Annotated in this window: 14 protein-coding genes; 8 read left to right on the top strand and 6 right to left on the bottom strand. The window is 54.5% G+C overall.

Annotated elements, in window-relative coordinates; genetic code table 11:
* Positions 1-55 precede the first annotated feature (55 nt).
* Entirely contained in the window at positions 56-505 is a 450-nt protein-coding gene (mioC, locus tag B9Y90_RS15425; protein ID WP_039289101.1) for an FMN-binding protein MioC, read from the bottom strand.
* A gap of 89 nt (positions 506-594) precedes the next feature.
* A complete protein-coding gene (gene asnC / locus B9Y90_RS15430) occupies positions 595-1053 on the bottom strand; it encodes a transcriptional regulator AsnC (protein WP_008457765.1) in 459 nt (152 codons plus the stop codon).
* A 155-nt stretch (positions 1054-1208) separates the two neighbouring features.
* On the opposite strand from asnC, the gene asnA reads away from it, so the two are divergent.
* Complete coding sequence (gene asnA, locus B9Y90_RS15435) at positions 1209-2201, top strand: aspartate--ammonia ligase (RefSeq protein WP_085541744.1); 993 nt, start codon at positions 1209-1211, stop codon at positions 2199-2201.
* A gap of 3 nt (positions 2202-2204) precedes the next feature.
* Here asnA and viaA read toward each other — a convergent pair whose 3' ends face one another.
* Both viaA and ravA read right to left on the bottom strand, forming a co-directional pair.
* Entirely contained in the window at positions 2205-3656 is a 1452-nt protein-coding gene (viaA, locus tag B9Y90_RS15440; RefSeq protein WP_039299029.1) for an ATPase RavA stimulator ViaA, read from the bottom strand.
* Positions 3653-5146: an ATPase RavA gene (gene ravA, locus B9Y90_RS15445; RefSeq protein ID WP_039289104.1), complete on the bottom strand. Its 1494-nt coding sequence runs from the start codon at positions 5144-5146 to the stop codon at positions 3653-3655. Before ravA ends, viaA begins: the two co-directional genes overlap by 4 nt.
* A 224-nt stretch (positions 5147-5370) precedes the next feature.
* Between ravA and kup the strand changes: the two genes are divergently transcribed.
* From kup to rbsR, 7 genes are all read left to right on the top strand, one after another.
* Positions 5371-7239, top strand: coding sequence for a low affinity potassium transporter Kup (kup, locus tag B9Y90_RS15450; RefSeq protein WP_039289105.1), 1869 nt, complete (start codon positions 5371-5373; stop codon positions 7237-7239).
* Between the two features lie 253 nt (positions 7240-7492).
* Entirely contained in the window at positions 7493-7912 is a 420-nt protein-coding gene (gene rbsD, locus B9Y90_RS15455) for a D-ribose pyranase (protein WP_039289106.1), read from the top strand.
* A 10-nt stretch (positions 7913-7922) separates the two neighbouring features.
* Entirely contained in the window at positions 7923-9437 is a 1515-nt protein-coding gene (gene rbsA / locus B9Y90_RS15460) for a ribose ABC transporter ATP-binding protein RbsA (RefSeq protein WP_085541745.1), read from the top strand.
* Entirely contained in the window at positions 9434-10399 is a 966-nt protein-coding gene (rbsC, locus tag B9Y90_RS15465) for a ribose ABC transporter permease (RefSeq protein ID WP_008457775.1), read from the top strand. Before rbsA ends, rbsC begins: the two co-directional genes overlap by 4 nt.
* Positions 10400-10426: 27 nt before the next feature.
* Positions 10427-11314, top strand: a complete 888-nt coding sequence (gene rbsB, locus B9Y90_RS15470) for a ribose ABC transporter substrate-binding protein RbsB (protein WP_008457776.1) — start codon at positions 10427-10429, stop codon at positions 11312-11314.
* 68 nt (positions 11315-11382) lie between these two features.
* The gene (gene rbsK / locus B9Y90_RS15475; RefSeq protein WP_085541746.1) at positions 11383-12312 is read left to right on the top strand and encodes a ribokinase; all 930 of its coding nucleotides are present in this window, start codon (positions 11383-11385) and stop codon (positions 12310-12312) included.
* A 3-nt stretch (positions 12313-12315) separates the two neighbouring features.
* The gene (gene rbsR, locus B9Y90_RS15480) at positions 12316-13308 is read left to right on the top strand and encodes a ribose operon transcriptional repressor RbsR (protein WP_085541747.1); all 993 of its coding nucleotides are present in this window, start codon (positions 12316-12318) and stop codon (positions 13306-13308) included.
* Here the strand turns inward: rbsR and mdtD are convergent.
* Positions 13305-14699, bottom strand: coding sequence for a multidrug transporter subunit MdtD (mdtD, locus tag B9Y90_RS15485; protein WP_085541748.1), 1395 nt, complete (start codon positions 14697-14699; stop codon positions 13305-13307). The genes rbsR and mdtD overlap by 4 nt on opposite strands.
* Before the next feature lie 30 nt (positions 14700-14729).
* The gene (locus tag B9Y90_RS15490) at positions 14730-15428 is read right to left on the bottom strand and encodes a FadR/GntR family transcriptional regulator (RefSeq protein ID WP_085541749.1); all 699 of its coding nucleotides are present in this window, start codon (positions 15426-15428) and stop codon (positions 14730-14732) included.
* Positions 15429-15851 lie beyond the last annotated feature (423 nt).

Consider the following 15851-nt stretch of genomic DNA (forward strand, 5'->3'; position numbering starts at 1 on the left):
CTACGGGTTAATCCAAGCTTTTAACCAGAGTTATCCACATCTGATCGCGCAATCTTTACACTTCAGGGAGTAAATTAATCCAGGAGCCTACCCAAATTTCGGCTGGATCCTCAGGAATGTCGTGATCGAGGATGTTGATTTTGAGTAAGGATCCTATGCGGGTTGCCCCACATTCGGTCAGAAGCAGGTCGATCTTCTCTATAGCACCGCAAAACGTGTCGTATTCACGGCTGCCGATCCCGATCGCGCCATAGCTTACGCCGCTCAGATCCGGGCGCTGTTCATTTATAGCGTCATAGAAAGGCTGCAGGTTGTCCGGCAGATCGCCAGCACCGTGCGTGGAAGAGACCACCAGCCAGATACCGCTGGTTTTCAGATCTTCTAAAAGAGGGCCGTGCAGCATTTCAGTGCCGTGTCCCGCTTCTTCAAGCTTCTCTGCCAGATGTTCTGCTACATATTCGGCACTACCCAGAGTACTGCCGCTAATCAGAGTGATATCAGCCATTGTGTCCCGCCTTTTCAAATCGTCGCGTATTGTACGCTGTGAAAGAGCGGGGATCTACCTGTGGATAATATGGGTATTAAAATTAACGATCAGGGCCGGATAGTACGCATGATCGGGTTCTGCAGCGAGATCAGCGTTTCAGTGGACTGAATTTCATCGATTGTTTGGATCTTGTTGATAAGTACCTGCTGGAGGGCATCAATGGATCGACACATCACCTTAATAAAGATGCTGTAGTGACCGGTGGTGTAGTAAGCCTCGGTCACCTCATCCAGGTTTTCCAGCTTGGTGAGAGCGGAAGGATAGTCCTTGGCGCTTTTCAGAATAATGCCGATAAAGCAGCAGACGTCATAGCCGAGCTGCTTTGGGCTGATGTCGATGCGCGCCCCGGTAATGATCCCTGCCTGCTTCATTTTTTCGACGCGAACGTGAATGGTGCCCGGGCTGACGCCAAACTGCTTGGCCAGCTCTGCATAGGCGGTACGGGCATTGGCCATTAATGCTTCGAGTATGCCGCGATCGAGATTGTCGATCTGATAATTATCCATCATTTTTTCCTATGATAAATGCCGATTTTCCATTTTTTATAGCCTTAAATTCGTCGATTAAAAAGAGGCTGGCCTTTTTTATTGTTGATTATTGAATACGGTGACGTTTCTGTTGCTTAATCGATGGCAGAAACAACACAACAAAGAGAAAAGCCATGAAAACCGCCTGGATTGCTAAACAACGTCAGATCAGTTTTGTGAAAACCCATTTTTCCCGTCAGTTGGAAGAGAAGTTGGGCCTGATAGAAGTACAGGCTCCGATCCTCAGCCGCGTGGGGGATGGCACACAGGACAACCTTTCTGGCAGCGAGAAAGCAGTGCAGGTGAAGGTGAAAACCTTGCCGCAGGCGCAGTTTGAAGTGGTGCATTCGCTGGCAAAATGGAAAAGAAAAACGCTAGGCCAGCACGACTTCAGCGCGGGTGAAGGGCTTTACACGCACATGAAAGCCCTTCGTCCCGACGAAGACCGTTTATCCCCAATTCACTCGGTCTATGTCGATCAGTGGGACTGGGAACGCGTGATGGGTGACGGCGAACGCCACACCGGCACGCTAAAACAAACCGTAGAGAGCATCTGGGCGGCAATTAAAGCGACCGAGGCTGAAGTGAGTGAGAGGTTCGGCCTGGCCGCCTTGCTGCCGGAGAAAATCCATTTTGTTCACAGCGAAACACTGTTGGAGCGTTTCCCTGGTCTGGACGCGAAAGACCGCGAGCGGGCTATCGCTAAAGAGCTTGGTGCTGTTTTCTTAATCGGTATTGGGGGCAAGCTGTCGGACGGGAAGCGTCACGACGTTCGCGCCCCGGATTATGATGACTGGTCAACGGGCGGAGAAGCAGGCTTACCGGGGCTGAACGGCGATATACTCGTCTGGAACCCTGTGCTGGAAGATGCTCTGGAGCTTTCTTCTATGGGGATCCGCGTGGATGCGGAAACCCTGAAACGTCAACTGGCGATCACCGGAGATGAAGACAGGCTACAGCTCGAATGGCACCAGTCGCTGGTGAAAGGTGAGATGCCACAAACCATCGGTGGCGGTATCGGCCAGTCCCGCCTGACGATGCTGTTGCTTCAGCTGCCGCATATCGGCCAGGTTCAGTGCGGCGTCTGGTCGCCAGAAGTGCAGGCCAAGGTTAGTGACCTGCTGTAATCTTTAACGCCGCCAGCGACGCAGCAGGCGGCTTCTCATCCCGGTGTCAAAGCGCCAGATATGGTCAAAGATGCGCATGATGCCGGGCTTTCCGTGCCCCGACATGGCGACCGCGTGAAAGCGGTTCTGATATTGCCGCTGCAGTGCCTTCACGCTACTGACGACATCGTCCGGCAGCCGCTGGGCGATAAAATCTGAGATCACCACCGCATCGGCATCGTGCCAGTCCCCGGTTTGCATTTTTTCCAGGATCGAGCGGAAGCAGCTGGCAAGATCCGTCCCGCCGCTGAAGTGCTGGCTTAAAAAACGGATCGCCTGATCGATACCGTCCCGCCCGCTGACCTCATAGCGCACGACTTCGCTGGAAAACAGCATAATGAAGCAGCGCCGGTTGTCGGCGAGGGCAATGCGCATCAGCGCCAGACAAAAGGCTTTGGCGCATTGCTCGTTGAACCCGCCCATGGAGCCGGAAGTGTCCACGCAGACAATAAATGGCCCGCGAGGCTGTTCGTCAAAGTCCTGATGAGCGACCGGACGTTCGATGACTTTTTCACGCCATGCGTCACCGTGCAGACGGTAAGTGAGCAGTTGCTTCTCCACCAGGCGGCGGTAGAACTCAAATTCCAGCTCGGTAATCCCCAGGGTTGCCAGCTCAGGCGGCAGCAGCCGCAGGATATCGTCGCTGCGCTGCAGGCCGTCCACCTGTTCGGGCACGGTGGCAGGTTCCCGAACCAGCATACGCCAGGGCTCCGTGGGGGAGTCTTTCCGTGGGACGGATTTTGCCTCGCGGGAGCGGCCCAGCTGTTCGGCAAGCTGCATCAGCTCAGGCTGGCCGGTAAGAAACTCGCCGTATTGCACAATCAGCTGATAGTCCCCGCGCTTGAGCGTGCCGCCGCTCATATCCCACAGTTTACCGGCCGCTTTGTCGTTTTCGGCAAGAGCCGGATCCAGTTGCCCGCTTAGCGCCAGCCGTTCCTGAATCTCCGCCAGCAGCTTGTCGCGCTCGTCTTCTAACAGCTGTTGGTTAAGCGATGTGGCCTGTACAACCAGGCTCAAGCGCCAGCGCTGCAGAAACAGCGTATGCTGCGCTGGGGTGAAGTGCGGGTTATCGGCCACCAGCGTTTTGGCCTGTTCATAGAACGGTGAGCCTAGCTTATGCAGCAGTTGAATAATTTCCGGCAGCCGCATGATGAGCTGCCCGGTGGTGAGTAGCTGACTCTGCTGGTAGCACAGGACTTCCTGCGCCAGCTCATCCGGGACGTGCCCGTCCTTCAGGCGGCCTTTGAGCTGGTCTCGCCAGCGAGGTAAGTCTTCACTAACGGCTTTTTTTAAACGCGGGAATTTTTCGAAAAACACCGCCAGCTGCGGGGCAGCCAGCAGGGTAATAATAATCTCTTCTATTAGTTCGCCTTCACCAATAGCCAGGATCATATCCAGCGTTTCAACGCTTATCATTGCCGGGCCTGTTTCAGCTGCGCCGCGACGTCCTGCAGGCTGGCTTCAATTTTTCCCAGCCAGTCGCTTTCAATAAACAGGCATTTTTGCTGATCGTTAAAGCGCTCGTGCTGCTGGTGCAGCGCGGCGTCGAGATCGTCAAACTGCTTTTTGATCTCATCAGGCACGCCCTGCTGCTGGTGGCCCGGTAGCGCCAGTCGTGTGGCCTGAAGGCTGACGTCGCGAATGGTCAGATGCAGGCTGTTGTCCACTTCAAGGTTAAGCAACTGCGCAAAGCCAATGCCGTTCAGCTTACCGCGGATCTCGCCTCCTTTATTAAGCCACTGCGCCAGCGCCTCACGAGCCAGAGTGATATGAATTACTTCGATATCGTGCAGCTTCAGCGGCTTTTGCAGTAAAAGCGTCAGCGTTTCGCCGGTTATCTCATCCGGCAACTGGTACTGCGGTTTGCGGCTGAACATGCCGGTCTGCTTGAGCACGGTAAAAGCATCCCGATCGCTGCTTTGCTGCTGGAGTTGAAGGCGGCGCTGTACGATGGCGCTGAGTTTGCTCAGAATGGCCTGCTGTTGCCACGCGTGCCCGGTCATCAAAACTTCAATCTGCTGCTGCATTAAATTCATGGTCGCCGTGTCGTGCCACAGGCAGTCTTTGAGCAGAATAAGATCGATAGGTGCCACGGCATCGCGGCCGTTAAAGAAGGCGCTGGCCTGCAGTAGGCGAATGGCTTTTTTCCAGCGGCGGTCGGAAACATAAGGCGCCCCCGGTGTTGCCTCAAGAAGCTGCCTCAGGGTGAAGATCAGTTCAAAAACGTCGTCCGGCAGCGCAACGCCGCCAATTTGCTGCTGCCAGGCGAAATATTCTTCATCGGTAACCTGCAGGTTTTCGGTGACCGGATTGAAGTTTTCATCGTGCTGGCTGATGAGCATTGAGCGGAAATTCGCTTTGTCCTGCACTTTGTCGAGCCACAGGCGGATCAGCATACGGTCATACAGAGCTTCCAGGCTGCTGTCCGCTTCGGGTAATTCGTTGGAGGCGGCCACCAGCAGGCGCATGGGGATTTTGTCTTCACTGGCGCCGTTGCGGAAGCGGCGTTCGTTAATGGCGGTCAGCAGGGTGTTTAAAATTGCCGGGCCGGCTTTCCAGATCTCATCCAGAAACACGATTTCGGCTTCCGGCAGGTAGCCGGCGGTCAGGCGTTCATAGCGGCCTTCATCTTTCAGCGCCTGAATAGAAAGCGGACCAAAAACTTCTTCTGGCGTTGAGAAGCGAGTCATTAGATATTCAAAGGCGCGTGCTTCGCGAAAGGCGAATTTAAGGCGGCGGGCTATCAGGCTTTTTGCAATGCCTGGCGGGCCAAGTAAAAAGACGCTTTCGCCGCTCAGCGCCGCTAGCAAACAGAGACGAACGGCGTGCTGACGTTCAAAAAGTCCCTTTTCCAGCGCCTGGCTGAGACGAGAAATTCTTTCAGCCAGCAAATGTGATTGAGCCATAATTAGCTTTGCATCCTTACGCGGTTAACCCTGTGGAGAAACGCGAGTATAGCGTTTATTTTTAGCCAGTTAATGTGCTGATTATGCCGCATGCAACGTTTGAGCTGAGATAAGTCAAATGCATTTAGGAGTACGATTTACACAATTATCGTGCATACTGTGCGCCGTTTTGTGGGCCAAGGGACTAAGCACACGTTTTCGGGATTCCAACAAAAGATTAGTCTATGAGCGCTGATAATAAACAATCGTTGCCGGCCGTTACGCTGGCTGCTATCGGGGTTGTGTACGGTGATATTGGTACCAGCCCGCTTTATACCCTTCGCGAATGCCTGTCCGGGCAGTTTGGGTTTGGCGTTGAACGCGACGCCGTGTTTGGCTTTTTGTCGTTAATTTTTTGGCTGTTGGTTCTGGTCGTCTCCATCAAATATCTCACCTTCGTGATGCGGGCGGATAACGCCGGGGAAGGCGGGATCTTAACGCTAATGTCGCTTGCCGGGCGTAATACGACGGCGCGAATGACTTCTGTCCTGGTGATCATGGGGTTGATTGGCGGCAGTTTCTTCTACGGCGAGGTGGTTATCACGCCGGCGATATCGGTGATGTCGGCCATAGAGGGCCTTGAGATAGCCGCACCGCAGCTCGATCAGTACATTGTTCCCCTCTCTATTATTGTTCTGACGCTGCTGTTTATGATTCAGAAGCACGGCACTGGCATCGTGGGTAAGTTGTTCGCGCCAGTTATGCTGCTGTGGTTCCTGACGCTCGCCGTTTTGGGCGCACGCAGTATTATCGGCAACCCAGAAGTTCTGCAGGCACTTAACCCGGCCTGGGCGGTGAATTTCTTCGTGCAGTACAAAGCCGTGTCGTTCGTTGCTCTCGGGGCGGTTGTGCTGGCAATCACCGGCGTTGAGGCGCTGTATGCCGATATGGGGCACTTTGGTAAGCTCCCGATTCGCATTGCATGGTTTATCGCGGTTCTGCCTTCATTAGTCCTTAACTATTTTGGTCAGGGCGCTCTGCTGTTAAAGAACCCGGAAGCGATTAAAAACCCGTTCTTCTTGCTGGCACCAGACTGGGCGCTGATCCCGCTATTGGTCCTGGCAACGCTGGCAACGGTGATTGCCTCTCAGGCCGTTATTTCCGGCGTATTCTCGCTGACGCGTCAGGCGGTTCGCCTGGGTTACCTCTCGCCAATGCGCATCATCCATACCTCGGAAATGGAGTCCGGGCAGATTTACATTCCAGCGATTAACTGGATTCTGTATATCGCCGTGGTGATCGTCATCGTTAGCTTCGAACATTCAAGCAACCTGGCGGCGGCATACGGCATCGCCGTAACCGGCACGATGGTGCTGACCTCGATTCTCTGCTGTACCGTCGCGCGCAAAAACTGGCACTGGAATAAAATTGCCGTGCTCCTGATGTGCGTGGGCTTCTTGTTTATCGACGTGCCGCTATTCTCCGCTAACCTCGAGAAAATCGTCTCTGGCGGCTGGCTGCCGCTCACGCTGGGCCTCGTCATGTTTACTATCATGACGACGTGGAAGAGCGAGCGTTTCCGCCTGCTGCGCCGTATGCACGAGCACGGTAACTCGCTGGAAGCGATGATTGCGTCCCTTGAGAAGTCTCCGCCGGTTCGCGTGCCGGGCACCGCGGTTTATATGTCCCGCGCGTTGAACGTGATCCCGTTTGCCATGCTGCATAACCTCAAGCACAACAAAGTGCTGCACGAGCGAGTCGTTCTGCTGACGCTGCGCACTGAAGATGCTCCGTACGTTCATAACGTTAAGCGCGTTTCTATTGAGCAGCTGTCGCCCACCTTCTGGCGTGTGGTGGCCAGCTACGGCTGGCGTGAAACGCCGAATGTGGAAGAGATTTTCCACCGCTGTGGTCTGGAAGGCCTGAGCTGCCGGATGATGGAAACCTCGTTCTTCATGTCGCATGAGTCGCTGATTATCGGCAAGCGCCCGTGGTATCTCCGCCTGCGCGGCAAGCTTTTCCTTGCCCTGCAGCGAAATGCCCTGCGCGCGCCTGACCAGTTTGAGATCCCGCCGAACAGGGTTATCGAACTGGGTACCCAGGTCGAGATTTAACCCCTCTAATATTGCCCGGTGGCAGCTGCTTACCGGGCAATTTTTTTGATTGGTGCATGCTGATGCCCTCACCCCGATCCTCTCCCACAAGGAGAGGGCGCAAAGACTAAAAAACGGTACCCAGGTACCGTTTTGCATTTATTAGCGAAACGTTTCGATGTTGATCACACTTCTTTAACCTGGTGGTTGTTTAACCGCCACATCTTTTCCTACACTCATTATCAGCGAAACGTTTCGCTAGTGGAGCAGGAAAATGAAGAAAGGTACCGTTCTTAACGCTGATATTTCGGCCGTTATCTCCCGTCTGGGGCACACCGATACGCTGGTGGTTGCCGATGCCGGGCTGCCAATTCCGCGTAATACTCAGCGCATTGATTTGGCATTAACTCACGGCGTTCCGGGCTTTATGCAGGTCGTGGATGTGGTAACGCAGGAAATGCAGGTTGAGGCGGCAATCATTGCTTCTGAAATCAAACAACATAATCCCGCGCTTCACGAAACGTTGCTCAGCCATATTGAGCAGCTGCAAAAACACCAGGGAAACACCATAACTATTCGTTACATCAGCCATGAGCAGTTCAAGCAGCACACCGCGGATGCACATGCGGTTATTCGCAGCGGGGAGTGTTCCCCGTATGCGAATATCATTCTCTGTGCCGGCGTAACCTTCTGAGGAGGTCAGCATGGAACCCTTACTGCAACTTAAAGGGATCGATAAATCGTTCCCAGGGGTGAAAGCCCTGTCTGGCGCGGCGCTGAACGTCTACCCGGGCCACGCCATGGCGCTGGTGGGTGAAAACGGCGCCGGCAAATCCACGATGATGAAAGTCCTGACCGGGATCTACACCAAAGATGCCGGTTCGCTGCTGTGGCTGGGAAAAGAAACCGCCTTTAGCGGGCCGAAAGCGTCTCAGGAAGCCGGTATCGGGATTATTCACCAGGAACTCAACCTGATCCCGCAGCTCAGCATTGCGGAGAACATCTTCCTTGGCCGCGAGTTTGTCGGGCATTTTGGCAACATTGACTGGAAGAAGATGTACCGCGAAGCCGACAAGCTGCTGGCGAAGCTGAATTTACGCTACACCAGCGAACGTCTGGTGGGCGAGCTGTCGATTGGCGATCAGCAAATGGTTGAGATTGCCAAGGTGCTGAGCTTTGAGTCCAAAGTCATCATCATGGATGAACCGACCGATGCGCTGACCGATACGGAAACCGAGTCGCTGTTCCGCGTTATCCGTGAGCTGAAAGCTCAGGGCTGCGGCATCGTTTATATCTCCCACCGTATGAAAGAGATTTTTGAGGTGTGCGACGACGTGACTGTGCTGCGTGACGGGCAGTTTATTGCCGAGCGCGAAGTCTCCACGCTTACCGAAGATACCCTGATCGAAATGATGGTTGGCCGCAAGCTGGAAGACCAGTATCCGCATCTGGACAAGCAGCCCGGCGATATTCGACTGCGGGTCGATAACGTATCCGGCCCAGGCGTGAAGGATGTTTCTTTCACGCTACGCCAAGGCGAAATCCTCGGCGTTGCCGGGCTGATGGGCGCCGGGCGTACCGAATTGATGAAAGTGCTTTATGGCGCGCTGCCGAGAAGCGGTGGCTACGTGGCGCTGGATGGCCGTGAAGTGGTGACTCGCTCTCCGCAGGATGGGCTGGCTAACGGCATCGTTTATATCTCTGAAGACCGTAAGCGTGATGGCCTGGTTCTGGGGATGTCAGTGAAGGAGAACATGTCGTTGACCGCGCTGCGTTATTTCAGCCGCGGGGCCGGCAGCCTGAAGCATAAAGATGAGCAGCAGGCGGTGCAGGATTTTATTCGTCTGTTCAACGTCAAAACGCCATCCATGGAGCAGCCGATTGGCCTGCTGTCCGGCGGTAACCAACAGAAAGTCGCCATCGCGCGTGGCCTGATGACCCGCCCGAAAGTGCTGATCCTCGACGAGCCAACTCGTGGCGTGGACGTTGGGGCGAAAAAAGAAATTTATCAGTTAATTAACCAGTTTAAAGCCGAAGGGTTGAGCATCATCCTTGTGTCGTCCGAGATGCCAGAAGTGCTGGGCATGAGCGACCGCATTATGGTTATCCACGAAGGGCGACTGAGCGGGGAGTTCTCCCGTGAAGAAGCCACCCAGGAGGCGCTGATGGCCGCGGCCGTTGGTAAGCTTAATCGAGTGAATCAGGAGTTAGATAAATGAGTACCCAGACCGTGTCCACCCGTCGCTGGTTCACCAAAGCGTGGCTGATGGAGCAAAAATCGCTGATCGCTCTGCTGGTGCTGATTGCGATTGTCTCGGCCCTGAGCCCGAACTTCTTTACCGTGAATAACCTGTTCAACATCCTGCAGCAAACGTCGGTGAACGCCATTATGGCGGTGGGAATGACGCTGGTCATTCTGACCTCCGGGATCGACCTGTCCGTCGGTTCTCTTCTGGCGTTGACCGGGGCGGTGGCGGCCTCGATTGTGGGCTTTGAGGTGAATGCGCTGGTGGCCGTTGCCGCTGCGCTGGCTCTTGGGGCTGCCATTGGTGCTGTCACCGGCGTAATTGTGGCGAAAGGGCGAGTTCAGGCCTTTATTGCCACGCTGGTGATGATGCTTCTGCTGCGTGGGGTGACGCTGGTTTACACCAACGGCAGCCCGATGAACACAGGCTTCTCGGACAATGCGGACCTGTTTGGCTGGTTCGGTATTGGCCGCCCGCTGGGGATCCCAACGCCGGTCTGGATCATGGCGATTGTCTTCCTGGCCGCGTGGTACATGCTGCACCACACTCGCCTGGGGCGTTACATCTATGCGCTCGGCGGCAACGAAGCGGCAACGCGTCTGTCAGGCATTAGCGTCAACAAAGTAAAAATCATCGTCTACTCTCTGTGTGGTCTGCTGGCCTCTCTCGCCGGGATCATCGAAGTAGCTCGTCTTTCCTCTGCGCAACCAACGGCGGGGGCGGGGTACGAACTGGATGCTATTGCGGCGGTTGTTCTGGGCGGCACCAGCCTGGCAGGCGGCAAAGGCCGGATTGTCGGCACGCTGATCGGGGCATTGATCCTCGGCTTCCTGAACAACGGTCTGAATTTATTAGGTGTTTCTTCTTATTACCAGATGATCGTCAAAGCGGTGGTAATTTTGCTGGCGGTGCTGGTGGACAATAAAAAGCAGTAAAACCATAACCCTACAGGACATCTGACTATGAACATGAAAAAACTGGCTACCCTGGTTTCCGCTGTCGCCCTGAGCGCCACCGTAAGCGCAAATGCCATGGCAAAAGACACCATCGCGCTGGTGGTTTCTACCCTGAATAACCCGTTCTTCGTGTCGCTGAAAGATGGCGCGCAGAAAGAAGCCGACAAACTGGGCTACAACCTGGTGGTGCTGGATTCACAAAACAACCCGGCAAAAGAGCTGGCCAACGTGCAGGACTTAACGGTTCGTGGCACCAAATTAATGCTGATTAACCCAACGGATTCCGATGCGGTGGGCAATGCAGTTAAGATGGCAAACCAGGCTAAAATCCCGGTGATCACTCTCGACCGTATGGCAAACCAGGGGACTGTGGTGAGCCACATTGCTTCTGATAACGTTGCTGGCGGCAAAATGGCCGGTGATTACATCGCCAAGAAACTGGGCGATGGCGCTAAAGTCATTGAGCTGCAGGGGATTGCAGGTGCTTCCGCTGCCCGTGAACGCGGTGAAGGTTTCAAACAGGCTGTTGCGGCACATAAATTTGACGTGCTGGCCAGCCAGCCGGCTGACTTCGACCGTACTAAAGGTCTGAACGTTATGCAGAACCTGCTGACTGCACACCCTAATGTTCAGGCTGTGTTTGCTCAGAACGACGAAATGGCACTGGGTGCCCTGCGTGCGCTGCAAACCGCGGGTAAATCTGATGTGCTGGTCGTTGGTTTCGACGGTACAGCTGACGGCGTGAAAGCGGTTGAAGGCGGTAAACTGGGCGCGACGGTTGCTCAGATGGCTGACCAGATCGGTGTTATCGGTGTGGAAACCGCAGATAAAGTGCTGAAAGGCGAGAAAGTGGATGCGAAAATCCCGGTTGATTTGAAACTGATCACCAAATAAGAATCAAAGAAAAGCAGGGCAACGCGCCGCTCAGGCATGAGCGGCGCACTCAAACTGGATATCAAGATATGAAAAGCACAGGCAAACTCGTCGTTCTTGGCAGCATCAATGCTGACCATATCCTCAACCTCGAACATTTCCCAACGCCGGGTGAGACTGTTACCGGGCAGGGGTATCAGGTGGCGTTCGGCGGTAAAGGTGCGAACCAGGCCGTTGCGGCAGGGCGCAGTGGAGCAGACATTGCGTTTATTGCCTGTGTGGGCGATGACGATACCGGCAGCCGCGTGTGTAAGCAGCTTGCCAGCGATAACATCGATACTTCACCAATCAGCACCATTAAAGATGAAGCGACCGGCGTGGCACTTATTTTTGTTAACGGCGCAGGTGAAAACGTGATTGGCATTCACGCCGGCGCGAATGCCGCTTTGACTCCCAAGCTGGTGGAAGCGCAACAGCAGAAAATCGCCGTTGCTTCGGCATTATTGATGCAGCTGGAGTCCCCGCTTGAGAGCGTGCTGGCTGCGGCGAAAATTGCCCATCAGCACCAAACCAAAGTGATTCTTAACCCCGCCCCTGCCTGTGAACTCTCTGATGAGCTTCTGTCTCTGTTAGATATGATCACCCCGAACGAAACGGAAGCAGAAAAGCTGACCGGCGTGCGCGTTGAGAACGATGCGGATGCCGCCAAAGCTGCTGAAGTGCTGCACGGTAAGGGAATCGATACAGTGATTATCACGCTCGGCAGCCGTGGTGTGTGGCTAAGCGAAAAAGGCCACGGCAAACGTGTGCCGGGCTTTAAGGTAAAAGCTGTCGATACTATCGCTGCTGGCGACACTTTTAACGGCGCGCTGGTGACTGCGCTGCTGGAAGAAAAACCGATGGAAGACGCCGTGCAATTTGCTCACGCTGCCGCCGCAATTGCCGTGACGCGAAAAGGCGCTCAGCCTTCCGTGCCGTGGCGCAAGGAAATAGATGAGTTCCTGCAGCAGCAGAGGTAAGCCATGGCTACCATGAAAGACGTCGCCCGCATGGCGGGCGTTTCTACTTCTACCGTTTCCCACGTCATTAATAATGATCGCTTCGTTAGCGATGCCATTCGCCAGAAGGTTGAGGCCGCGGTAAAAACGCTGAACTATGCGCCTTCTGCGTTGGCCCGCAGCCTCAAGCTGAATCAAACGCATACCATTGGCATGCTAATCACCGCGAGTAGCAACCCCTTCTATTCTGAGCTGGTTCGCGGCGTGGAGCGCAGCTGCTTTGAACGCGGTTACAGCCTGGTGCTGTGCAACACCGAAGGCGATGAGCACCGCATGAACCGAAATCTGGAAACGCTGCTGCAAAAACGCGTCGATGGATTGCTGCTGTTGTGCACCGAAACGCATCAGCCTTCGCCTGAAATCATCAACCGCTACCCGACTATTCCGACCGTAATGATGGACTGGGCTCCGTTTGAGGGGCAGAGCGATGTGATTCAGGATAACTCGCTGCTCGGCGGAGAAATGGCGACACAGCACCTGATCGACAATGGCTATACCCGTATAGCCTGCATTGCCGGGCCACAGGACAAAACGCCTGCCAGACTGCGCCTTGAAGGCTACCGGAAAGCCATGGCCCAGGCCGGGCTGACGATTTACCCCGGCTATGAAATTATCGGTGACTTCGAGTTTCAGGGCGGATTTAGCGCCATGAGCGAACTGCTTACTCTGGCAGACAGGCCGGACGCGGTCTTCATGGGGAATGACGCCATGGCCGTTGGGGCCTACCATGCTTTATATCAGGCTGGTCTTAGCATTCCGCAAGATATGGCGGTGATTGGCTACGATGATATTGAACTTGCGCGCTACATGACGCCGCCGCTGACGACGATTCACCAGCCTAAGGATGAGCTCGGCGAGCTGGCCGTGGATGTGCTGATCCACCGGATGGGACAGCCCGATCTGGCGCAGCAACGCTTGCTGCTGACGCCAGAGCTGGTGGAACGAAGTTCCGTCTAAGGCTTGTGACGTTCTTTTATTAAGTTGCGCCCGTCTTTGGGGCGCAGCAGCAAAAATACCGCCGAAGAGACCAGTGTTATCACGCCCATCGTCAACAGGGTGTAGTGGAACTGCTCGATGGTATTGACGCTTTCTACCCCTTCCCATGCACGCAGCACCGCGGCACTAACTGCAACCCCAAGGCTAATTGAAAGCTGCTGAGTCACGGCTAGCACGCTATTGCCGCTGCTGGCATTTTCGTCCGTCAGGTCGGCAAGCGTTATCGTGTTCATGGCCGTAAACTGCGTCGACATCGCCATCCCTAATATAAAGAGGGGCAGGATCAGCAGCCAGACTTCCATGCCCGGTGACTGCAGCGAGAACTGGGCAATGAGCAGGCCGATGACGACGGTTATCCCTACCAACGTTTTACGATAGCCCAGCCAGCGCAGCACCTGAGTGACCGTCGATTTAGCCAGCAGTGAACCTACAGCGGTCGGTGCCATCATGCAGCCCGCCAGCAGCGCCGAATAACCAAAACCGACCTGCAGCATGAGCGGCATCAGAAAAGGGACGCAGCCGGTGCCGAGCCGCGAGGCGATATTGCCGACGATGCCAACGGAGAAGGTGCGTGTCTTAAAGAGAGGAAGGGGAATAAGCGGCGTTGGAACGCGGCGAGCATGCCAGACATACGCCAGTAGCAACAAAACACCGCCCAGAATAACCAACATGCCTATATAGCTGGCAACAATCCGCTCGCCAAATAGCTCAACGCCGCTGGAGATCAGCACCAGCCCCGCACCAAATAGCAGGAAGCCGCTCATATCAAACCCGCGCTTCGGCGTAGTGAAGTTGGGCATGTACTTGCGGGCATACAACAGGCCCAGAATGCCAATCGGGATATTGATTAAAAATATCCAGTGCCAGCTTGCCCAGGTGACCAGAACGCCGCCGAGAAGTGGGCCGATAATGGGGCCAACCAGACCGGGCATGGTGACAAAGTTGAGTACAGGCAACAGTTCGCTGCGTGGGTAAGCCCGAAGTAATGCCAGACGCGCAACCGGCATCATCATTGCGCCACCAATTCCCTGAATCACGCGAAAAATTACCAGCTCGGTTAAAGACCCAGACATGGCGCAGGCAAAGGAGCCGAGAGTGAACAGGCTAACGGCCAGCATAAATACGCGGCGTGTGCCGAAGCGGTCTGCTAACCAACCGCTTACCGGGATAAGCATGGCGACGGTTAAGGTGTAGCTAATAATGGCGGCCTGCATGGCCAGCGGGGAGCGATTCAGGCTATGGGCTATTGCCGGTAGCGCGGTGTTAAGAATGGTGGCATCCAGCGCCTGCATAAAGAAAGCCATCGCGGCTATCCACGGCAGGCCGGCCATGCTGCGTGCTGTTTTCGTCATTATTATCCTGAAGGTTATGTGCGCCTTAGACTACCGATGAGTGACGGGTTCCTTTAATAGCGCCAGGCAGGCGTTAAAAGCGGCCTGCCCCTCTCCCTGAGCAATGGCATCCACAATCGCCTGGTGCAAATCGAGCTTAATGACTTCGTTATCGGTAATCGCGGTGAAGTAATTGTAATAAATCGATCTGAATAAGTTCGCGAAAGATGTCATGAAAGGGTTACCACTCATTTCATAGATGAGTTCGTGGTAGGCCATATCCACTTCTATCCACCGCTGGCGGTCAAAGGCCGTCTGCAGTTCTGTCATTTGCGCCATCAGTAGAGCCAACCTGGTACGCTGCTGTTCATTGCTATTAATAGCGGCTAATGCGCAGGCCTGTGGCTCCAGGCTATTACGCATAATCAAAAACTCTTCTACTACATGGCTGAAGTTATCTTTGGTCATCCACCAGGCTATCAGTTCTTTATCAAGGAAGTTCCAGTGGCTGCGGGGCATAACGCGAGTGCCAATCCTTGGGCGAGGCAACAGCATGCCTTTAGCTGCTAGCGTCTTGACGGCTTCACGAACGGCCGTCCGGCTGACGCCAAAGAGATCACCCAGTTCCATCTCGCCCGGAAGAATGCTGCCTGCCGCATATTCACCCTTGAGAATTCGCTGGGCAATTTTCTCTGCCAGCACATAAGAAAGGTTTTTTTGGGCGGCGAGTTGTTGAGTGGATAAAGACATGACGCAATTCCTTTAGCTGTATTTCTTACCCTAGTATGCCACCGGCGGTGATTTTGCGGTGATTTATGCAGCAAATATCCCTGATTTGCTGGCTTTCTGCGCGCCGTTGGTGAAAAAGAATGCGGTCAGAAAGTTTTTTCAAATTAGGGGTTGTCAGGCTCTGAGAACTCCCTATAATGCGCCTCCACTGACACGGCGAAGCGGCTTCGAAAGCGGCTTTACAACCCGGGAGTCAGTCAGACGAAAGCGAAAATAAACGCTTGACTCTGAAAGAGGAAAGCGTATTATACGCCACCTCGAGTTAGCAAGCGAAAGCGACTGACTCAACGCTCTTTAACAATTTATCAGACAATCTGTGTGGGCACTCGCAGGATTGATATCTCAGCATCTTCGGATGCAAACAAATATCAAGTCTTGAAGAGT

It is taken from the genome of Cedecea sp. NFIX57 (assembly GCF_900177785.1).
Lineage (GTDB): Bacteria > Pseudomonadota > Gammaproteobacteria > Enterobacterales > Enterobacteriaceae > Cedecea > Cedecea neteri_C.

Bases quoted from the DNA above. Each gene is read 5' to 3' on its own strand.
- rbsC (WP_008457775.1), top strand. From the start codon at position 9,434: ATGAGTACCCAGACCGTGTCCACCCGTCGCTGGTTCACCAAAGCGTGG.
- rbsA (WP_085541745.1), top strand. From the start codon at position 7,923: ATGGAACCCTTACTGCAACTTAAAGGGATCGATAAATCGTTCCCAGGG.
- asnC (WP_008457765.1), bottom strand. From the start codon at position 1,053: ATGGATAATTATCAGATCGACAATCTCGATCGCGGCATACTCGAAGCA.
- B9Y90_RS15490 (WP_085541749.1), bottom strand. From the start codon at position 15,428: ATGTCTTTATCCACTCAACAACTCGCCGCCCAAAAAAACCTTTCTTAT.
- kup (WP_039289105.1), top strand. From the start codon at position 5,371: ATGAGCGCTGATAATAAACAATCGTTGCCGGCCGTTACGCTGGCTGCT.
- rbsB (WP_008457776.1), top strand. From the start codon at position 10,427: ATGAACATGAAAAAACTGGCTACCCTGGTTTCCGCTGTCGCCCTGAGC.
- ravA (WP_039289104.1), bottom strand. From the start codon at position 5,146: ATGGCTCAATCACATTTGCTGGCTGAAAGAATTTCTCGTCTCAGCCAG.
- mioC (WP_039289101.1), bottom strand. From the start codon at position 505: ATGGCTGATATCACTCTGATTAGCGGCAGTACTCTGGGTAGTGCCGAA.
- mdtD (WP_085541748.1), bottom strand. From the start codon at position 14,699: ATGACGAAAACAGCACGCAGCATGGCCGGCCTGCCGTGGATAGCCGCG.
- rbsR (WP_085541747.1), top strand. From the start codon at position 12,316: ATGGCTACCATGAAAGACGTCGCCCGCATGGCGGGCGTTTCTACTTCT.
- rbsD (WP_039289106.1), top strand. From the start codon at position 7,493: ATGAAGAAAGGTACCGTTCTTAACGCTGATATTTCGGCCGTTATCTCC.
- viaA (WP_039299029.1), bottom strand. From the start codon at position 3,656: ATGATAAGCGTTGAAACGCTGGATATGATCCTGGCTATTGGTGAAGGC.
- rbsK (WP_085541746.1), top strand. From the start codon at position 11,383: ATGAAAAGCACAGGCAAACTCGTCGTTCTTGGCAGCATCAATGCTGAC.
- asnA (WP_085541744.1), top strand. From the start codon at position 1,209: ATGAAAACCGCCTGGATTGCTAAACAACGTCAGATCAGTTTTGTGAAA.